This window comes from Streptomyces sp. NPDC004561 (genome assembly GCF_053602155.1).
In genome coordinates, this window is the sequence record NZ_JBSGDB010000457.1 from 1 (window position 1) to 7,024 (window position 7,024).

6 protein-coding genes are annotated in these 7,024 nt (G+C 69.2%); 4 read left to right on the forward strand and 2 right to left on the reverse strand.

The annotated features are described in order from the left end of the window. The 4 genes from pqqB to pqqE form a co-directional block, all read left to right on the forward strand. Positions 1-999 (forward strand): pyrroloquinoline quinone biosynthesis protein PqqB (gene pqqB / locus ACWEN3_RS37620; RefSeq protein WP_452980570.1); only part of this gene is annotated, 999 nt, incomplete at its 5' end. A gap of 1 nt (position 1,000) precedes the next feature. Then, positions 1,001-1,699, forward strand: coding sequence for a pyrroloquinoline-quinone synthase PqqC (gene pqqC / locus ACWEN3_RS37625; RefSeq protein ID WP_452980573.1), 699 nt, complete (start codon positions 1,001-1,003; stop codon positions 1,697-1,699). A 5-nt stretch (positions 1,700-1,704) separates the two neighbouring features. Next, a complete protein-coding gene (gene pqqD / locus ACWEN3_RS37630) occupies positions 1,705-2,019 on the forward strand; it encodes a pyrroloquinoline quinone biosynthesis peptide chaperone PqqD (protein ID WP_452980576.1) in 315 nt (104 codons plus the stop codon). Next, entirely contained in the window at positions 2,012-3,148 is a 1,137-nt protein-coding gene (pqqE, locus tag ACWEN3_RS37635; protein ID WP_452980579.1) for a pyrroloquinoline quinone biosynthesis protein PqqE, read from the forward strand. The genes pqqD and pqqE overlap by 8 nt, the downstream gene beginning before the upstream one ends. A gap of 36 nt (positions 3,149-3,184) precedes the next feature. Here pqqE and ACWEN3_RS37640 read toward each other — a convergent pair whose 3' ends face one another. Together ACWEN3_RS37640 and ACWEN3_RS37645 are read right to left on the reverse strand one after the other, a co-directional pair. After that, positions 3,185-3,724 (reverse strand): manganese efflux pump MntP, encoded by a 540-nt coding sequence (locus ACWEN3_RS37640; protein WP_452980582.1) that lies wholly within the window; start codon positions 3,722-3,724, stop codon positions 3,185-3,187. Positions 3,725-4,390: 666 nt separating this feature from the next. Next, complete coding sequence (locus ACWEN3_RS37645; RefSeq protein ID WP_452980585.1) at positions 4,391-6,100, reverse strand: MFS transporter; 1,710 nt, start codon at positions 6,098-6,100, stop codon at positions 4,391-4,393. Between the last annotated feature and the right edge of the window lie 924 nt (positions 6,101-7,024).

A 7,024-nucleotide genomic window follows, 5' to 3' on the forward strand; every position in this document is an offset into this window, starting at 1 on the left:
GGCCGTGGGGCGGCGCCGTACCCGACCCGGCGCCGCCGACGGTTCGGGACGGCCGCGGACGGACGGGCCGACGACGGGCCCAGAACCTCGATGAACGGAAGTGGCGCTGTGTTGCTGCGCGTGCTGGGCTCGGCGGCGGGGGGCGGCTCCCCGCAGTGGAACTGCGGCTGCCCGGTGTGCACGGCGGTCCGCTCCCGGGCCGGACTCGCGCGCACCCAGTCGTCGGTCGCGGTCAGCGCCGACCGCCGCCAGTGGTTCCTCATCAACGCCTCGCCCGACGTGCGCACCCAGATCGAGGCCTTCCCCGGCCTGCACCCGCGCGCCGGCCGGGCGACGCCGCTGGAGGCGGTGCTGCTCACCGACGCCGAACTGGACCACACGCTGGGCCTGCTCCTGCTGCGCGAAGCCCGCGCCCTGCGGCTGTACACCACGCCGGCGGTGCGCAAGACCCTGTGCGACGGCTCGGGAATTCTGCGCACGCTCGAGCGCTACTGCCCGGTCGAGTGGTGCGCGGTGCTCCCCGGCGCCGACCTCGACCTGTCGGACGGGTTGTCCTGCCGGGCCTTCGACGTACCCACGAGCAAGCGCGCCCGCTTCGGAGCCGGACCGGACCACGGCCGCGTCGTGGGCTACCGGCTGAACGACCGGCGCAGCGGGGGGACGCTGGTGTATTTGCCAGGGGTGCAGTCGCTGACCCCGGCACTGCGCGAGGAGATCGAGGGCTGCGCATGCCTGCTGATCGACGGGACCTGCTGGCGCGACGACGAGCTCGTACGGCTCGGCCTGGCGGGGAAGACGTCCCGCGAGATGGGCCACCTGCCCATCGGCGGCCCGGACGGCAGCCTGGCACAACTCCCCTCGCTGGGCGTGGGGCGGACGATCTTCGTACACATGAACAACACCAACCCGGTCCTCCTGGAGGGCACGCCCGAGCGGCGTACCGTGGAGGAGAACGGCATGGAGGTTGCCATGGACGGCCTTGAGGTCCAGGTGCAGTGACGTGACGACGACGGCCACGGCAACCGGCGCCGACGGTTTCGTCGAGGCGCTGCGGGCCCACTCGCGGCGTTACCACGACCAGCATCCGTTCCACGTACGGATGAACGACGGCGGGCTGAGCCGTACGCAGATCCGGGGCTGGGTCGCCAACCGCTTCTACTACCAGGAGAACATCCCCCGCAAGGACGCCGCGATCCTCGCCAACTGTCCCGACATCGAGGTCCGCCGCCGCTGGATCCGAAGGATCCTCGACCACGACGGCACCGCCGCCGGCGAGGGCGGCATCGAGGCGTGGCTGCGCCTCGGCCAGGCCGTCGGGCTGACCCGCGAGGAGGTCCGGGACCACCGGCACCTGGTACCCGGGGTGCGGTTCGCCGTCGACGCCTATGTCAACTTCGCCCGGAGCCGCCCGTGGGTGGAGGCGGTGGCGTCCTCGCTCACCGAGATGTTCGCGCCCGATCTGATGGCCGCACGGCTGGCCGCGTTCGAGCGCTGGTACCCGTGGATCGACCCCGAGGGCCTCGACTACTTCCGGGCTCGTCTGGAGCAGGCCCCCCGCGACTGCGAGCACGCCCTAGAGGTGGTCACCGAGCGTTGCCTCTCCGCCGAGTCCCAGGCGCGCGCCTTCGACGCGCTGTCGTTCAAGTGCGACGTCCTGTGGAGCCTGATGGACGCCGTCGACCAGGCCTATCCGGAGTGAGCATCATGGACACGACCCCTACCGGCAGGAACCCGACGACCACCGTCGAGATCCCGGGCTCGGCCCGGCCCCGACTGGCGCGCCACGTCCGGCTGGACTTCTCCCGGACCAGGCAGTGCCGGGTCCTGCTGCACCCCGAGGCGGTGGCGGTGCTCAACGGGAGCGGCGCGGCCATCCTGGAGCTGTGCGACGGGCGGCACACCGTGGCCGAGATCGTGATCGAGCTGGGCGCGCGCTACCAGACCGTCTCCGACGACGAGGTGCGGAGGTTCCTGACCCGGCTCGTCGCCCGGCACTGGGTGGAGCTCACCGATGGATAGCCCCTTCGGTCTGCTGGCCGAGCTCACCTACCGCTGCCCGCTGGCCTGCCCGTACTGCTCCAACCCGCTGAACCTGGCCGGCTACCGGGACGAGCTGACCACCGACGAGTGGCTGCGGCTGCTGACCCAGGCCGAAGCCCTGGGGGTGCTGCAGTGCCACCTGTCCGGCGGGGAACCGCTGCTGCGGCGCGACCTGGTGGAGCTCGTGGCGCACGCCCACGAGCTGGGCCTCTACACCAACCTCATCACCAGCGCCCTCGGGTTCTCGCGTCCGCGGGCCGAGCAGCTGCGGGCCGCCGGCCTGGACCACGTGCAGATCAGCATCCAGTCCGACGAGCCGACCGTGTCCGACCGGATCGCCGGGACCCCGTCCTTCCACCGCAAGATCGAGGCGATGGGCGTGGTCAAGGAACTGGGCTGGCCGCTCACCATGAACGTGGTGCTGCACCGGTACAACATCGACCGCGTCGCCGACGTGATCGCGCTGGCCGAGGAGGTGGGTGCCGACCGGGTGGAGCTGGCCAACACCCAGTACTACGGCTGGGCCTGGCGAAACCGTGACGCGCTGCTGCCGAGCCGGGCCCAGCTCCAGGCGGCCGAGGGCGTCGTAAGGGCCGCCGGCGAGCGGTTGCGGGACCGCATGGACATCATCTACGTCATCCCCGACTACTACAGCCGCTATCCGAAACCCTGCATGGGCGGCTGGGCCTCCCGGCAGCTGACCGTGACGCCGAACGGCGACGTCCTGCCCTGTCCGGCCGCCCAGTCCCTGCCGTTGCCGCGGGCCAGCGTGCGGGAGGCGCCGCTGGCGCGGATCTGGGCCGAGGCCCCGGTGATGACCGCGTTCCGCGGGACCGACTGGATGCCGGAACCCTGCCGGAGCTGCCCCCGGCGGGAGCTGGACTTCGGCGGCTGCCGCTGCCAGGCATTCCTCCTCACCGGCGACGCCGCACGCACCGATCCCGTCTGCTATCTGTCGCCCGATCACGACCTGGTCGTCCGGGCGGTCGAGGGCGCCAACGCCGCCTCACGCACCGAGGATCTTCCGCTGACCCCCCGCCCGCACCAGGTTCGCCGGCCGACCCGCCTGCCGGGTGGAGCGAGCCGGACCGCTCACGGGGCCGAGTGAGCGGGCCGGCCGGGGGAGGGACTTTCACCGCAAGCCTCAGCTGCCGAACACCAGCGGCAGCGCCACAGCGGCGATGATCAAACTGACCCCGCTCACCAAGTCCGAGCGGATCCGGATGAGGCGCACCGCGGCCCGCCCGAGTTGCAGCCCGACCAGCGACATCACCGCCGTTATGGCGCCGAAGGCAGCCGCCGAAAGCCACGGCGAGAGTCCGAGGATCCCCAGGCTCGCCCCGGCGATCAGGTTGTCCAGGCTCAGCGTCAACGGGATGCCGAAAAGCGCCCACGGGTGGTCCAACACGTCCGGCTCAGGGTTGCGAAGGGCCGAGATGACGAGGTAAAGACCGTACCCGCCGAGCGCGGCCGCGCCCACCACATCGGCGACGCTCCCGATGGACTCCCCGATCTTGCGACCGATCAGCATTCCGACCAGGGGCATGATCGCGTCCCACAGCCCGAAGGTCAGCGCGACCTGCACCGCGCGCTTCAGACCGAATGGAACGGTGCCGAGCGCTATCGACACCCGGAAATTGTCGAGACTGAGCACGAATCCCAGCGTCAGCATTTCCCAGATCATGGCGACTTCACCGCCCGATGACGACGGACGCCGGCAGCAACGACTCCAGCCGGACCGCTACACACCACAACCAGCATAATATCCCAGATGGTTCGCGGACCCAACCGGGTAACCGGATTTCCGGCAGACAACTACCGATCGCTCGATGGCGGCACCAAGATTTACCAGGATGCCCGGCGAGCATATTCACGACGGGTCCTTCTCCAGCATCGCGTGAGCTCGCCACCGCACAGTCGTTCGCTCCCCAAAACACTGCCACATCGACGGAAATTCGCCGTATCACCCCGTTCGGTTTTTCGGCGTCGACGCCCAAGGCCAGGCACAGTCCCGTAGCCAAGCAGAACGTGACACCGAACCCTGTCACGCAATAAAAAGCCGCGCCGATTACGGCCACCAGCATCGGGACGAGACACCCGCCCGTCACATCGTCCTGGACGGCACGTCCGGCGCGTCCCTTCTGCCCGAAGTGTGTCCGCGGTCGAGGACCTGGCCACGGGGTCGCAGTTCAACGGAATTGCTTGACGGCGGAAGTGGGCCGCATCGACTGGTGTCGGATTCTTTTGCCCCATTGCTCCAGACCGCCGTGTCAGCGACGCGATCACCGACGCGACAGCCTGGGTGGGCAGCCCCTGTGCTGCCCACCCAGGCTGGAGGGTGGTCGTGCGATCAGTCGCCCTCCTCGGCGAGGGCCGCCAGTTCACGATCCACGGCGCGCTGGTGCTCCACCGCCTCATCGCGTGCCCTGCGCGGGCTCCAACGGCCGGCCATGACGAAGATGAACGGCAGGAAGATCACTTGCCCGGCGACACAGATCAGCCACCAGGTGCGCCACTGTTCGGGGCCCCGGGCCGTGGCGCTCTGCACCTGGGATCCGTAGCGCTGTAGCAGCGCCAACTGCGGCTGGGCCCTGCGCACGGTCGCCAGGTCGTCGTTCCCGACCTCGCGCGCCGCCTGAGCCGCCAGTGCGGGCGGGACTGCGGTCGGAGGATACGCCTCAAGCTTGGCGAACAGCCGCGGGTGCGCGTTGATGACGGCCAGAGCGGGGGCGGCCTGGACACTTGCGGCCTTCACCTGGGCGCCATGCTCGACCAGTGGCGTGGCCGACGTCACCACGACCGGGACGAACGCTGTGGAGATCGCGACCACCGCCCGGATGATCCATCCCCACACGGCCAGACCGGTCGCCGTGGCGGCCGGGTTCTGCTTCTCCACGGTCTCGGTGAAGCTCGCCATCCAGGGTGCGTAGGTGACGCCGGTGAGTACACCGATGGCGACGAACAGTGCGGCAAAGGTGTAGTAGCCGGTGCGTGGCTCCGTGGCGTGCAGGGCGAAGAGCATGGTGACCACGATCGAGCCGATGCCTCCGACGAGCATGAACGGCTTGCGCACCTTCAGCTTGTCGGAGAGCAGCCCCGCCGCCACCAGCGCTACCGCGTTGGCCGCCCAGTACCAGTTGGCCAGCCCGTTGGTGCGCTGCTCGCTGTAGCCGAAGGTCGCCGCGAAGTAGACGACGAAGTTTCCTACAGCGCCGAAGTAGAGCAGGAGGAAGAGGCTGACAGCCGTGGCCGAGCCGACGATGTCCAGCCGCAGCATCTGCCGCCAGTGGCCCGCACCCGCCGTGCTTGGATTCGTGCCCTTGGCCCGCGCTTCGACGAGCGCACGGTCGCGGAGGCTGACCATGATCTGGTCGCGCAGCCGGGGCGACAGCTCGCGCAGCCCGAACAGCGCCACCATGAAGACGGCAAGCCCGGCCCAGCCGGAGTAGCGCAGCTCGTCCTGCCAGCCGGCGAAGGACAGGGTGCTGCTGGTGACGACGGTGACGACCAGGCTCCCGATGACCGGGCCCATGGTCCAGTAGCCCATCGCGGTGGCCCGGCCGAGCTGCGGAGAGAAGTCCCGGATCAGTGCCGGCGTGGCCACCAGCACGATGCCTTCGACGAAGCTGAGGCCGGCGAAGAGCACCAGATAGGCGCCCTTGTCCGGGGCGTTGGGCAGGCCGAGGAGGCTGAGCAGGGCGGCGATGAGAAGCCCGTAGACCACCATGTTGGCCCGGCCCCAGCGGTCGGCGAGGCCCGCCACGAGTGAGGCGAAGGCACCGACCGCGTTGCCGATGACGCTGACCCACACGAAGTAGCTGTAGGTCATGTGGAAGTGCGTGATGATCGACGTGGCGACCGCGTACTGCACGTAGAGGGCGTAGTACAGGACCACGGTGGTCAACACCACGATCGCCAGGTACGCCGTCCGGCGTGAGGTGACGGGGTAGTGGTTCAGCTCGCGGCGCCACAACCGGGTGGCGCGGTGGGGGATTTCCGGCGTGCCGGTATCGGTCGGTCTGAGATTCGTGTCGTCGGGCGAAGCGGGCATGGCGGTCATGCGGCGGCTCCTGGGATCGGGCCCTTGGGCCCGGTGCGGTGGGTGCGGACAGTGCACGCCTTGCGGTGCGGCGGGCACGAGCACTGTTCGGCCGGGTGGGCCGAACCCCGGGGTCTCGGTGTCCGGACGGGGAAGATGTGCGCAGAGGCTAGTACCGACCAGTCGGTACGGCCTAGAGCTGTGCGTGGGGATACCGAAACGTGACCTGGTGCCTGGGGAGTTGCAGGAGCCCGGTTCGCGCAGGGACGGGCCGCCGTACACACTCACCGCCTCCCGATCCGGCAGACCTTCGCCATCATGAACTGGACTCTCGTCACCGGTCAGTGACGTGACAGCCGCCGGGAGACGCCGAAGCGTCTCCCGCCGGCATTCCTGTGGCGCATCAACGCACGGAGGAGACTGCTGTGTACGGAAGTCGATCCCAACTGTTCCGGCGTATGGGCTGTTCTGTCCTGGTCCTGGCAGTCTTCGCGATGGTGGGGCTGTACTTCTGGAACCGTTTGGAGCGTTCGCACAGTGAAGACGCGTCGGTGGCGGACAGCTCGCGAGGGGGAAGCGTCATCGTAAGCGACAACGGTCGTACGATCAGCGCTGTCGAGAGCTGGGGTTCGTGCGAGAACCGCCCTCGCATCGAAGCCCACGAATCAACTCACACCGTGACACTGCTACTGAAACGCACGTGGCCTCTGTGGGGAGGACGCGGCGACGAGGTCACCTGTGGCCACAACGCCGGTGAGAAGATCAGCGTCCGCCTGGACGCTCCACTTGGCGACAGGACGCTGACCGACAGGTCCACCGGGCGTCCTATCCCCTTCATGACCGCCCCCTGACCGCTTTGACCTCCGCCTTCCCATGCTTCCCGACCTGCCGATCCGTCACCTACCTCCTGGTGGACGGCGAACCGGGCAACCGCACCGTCGTGCC

Bases quoted from the DNA above. Each gene is read 5' to 3' on its own strand.
- pqqD (WP_452980576.1), top strand. From the start codon at position 1,705: ATGGACACGACCCCTACCGGCAGGAACCCGACGACCACCGTCGAGATC.
- pqqE (WP_452980579.1), top strand. From the start codon at position 2,012: ATGGATAGCCCCTTCGGTCTGCTGGCCGAGCTCACCTACCGCTGCCCG.
- ACWEN3_RS37640 (WP_452980582.1), bottom strand. From the start codon at position 3,724: ATGATCTGGGAAATGCTGACGCTGGGATTCGTGCTCAGTCTCGACAAT.
- ACWEN3_RS37645 (WP_452980585.1), bottom strand. From the start codon at position 6,100: ATGACCGCCATGCCCGCTTCGCCCGACGACACGAATCTCAGACCGACC.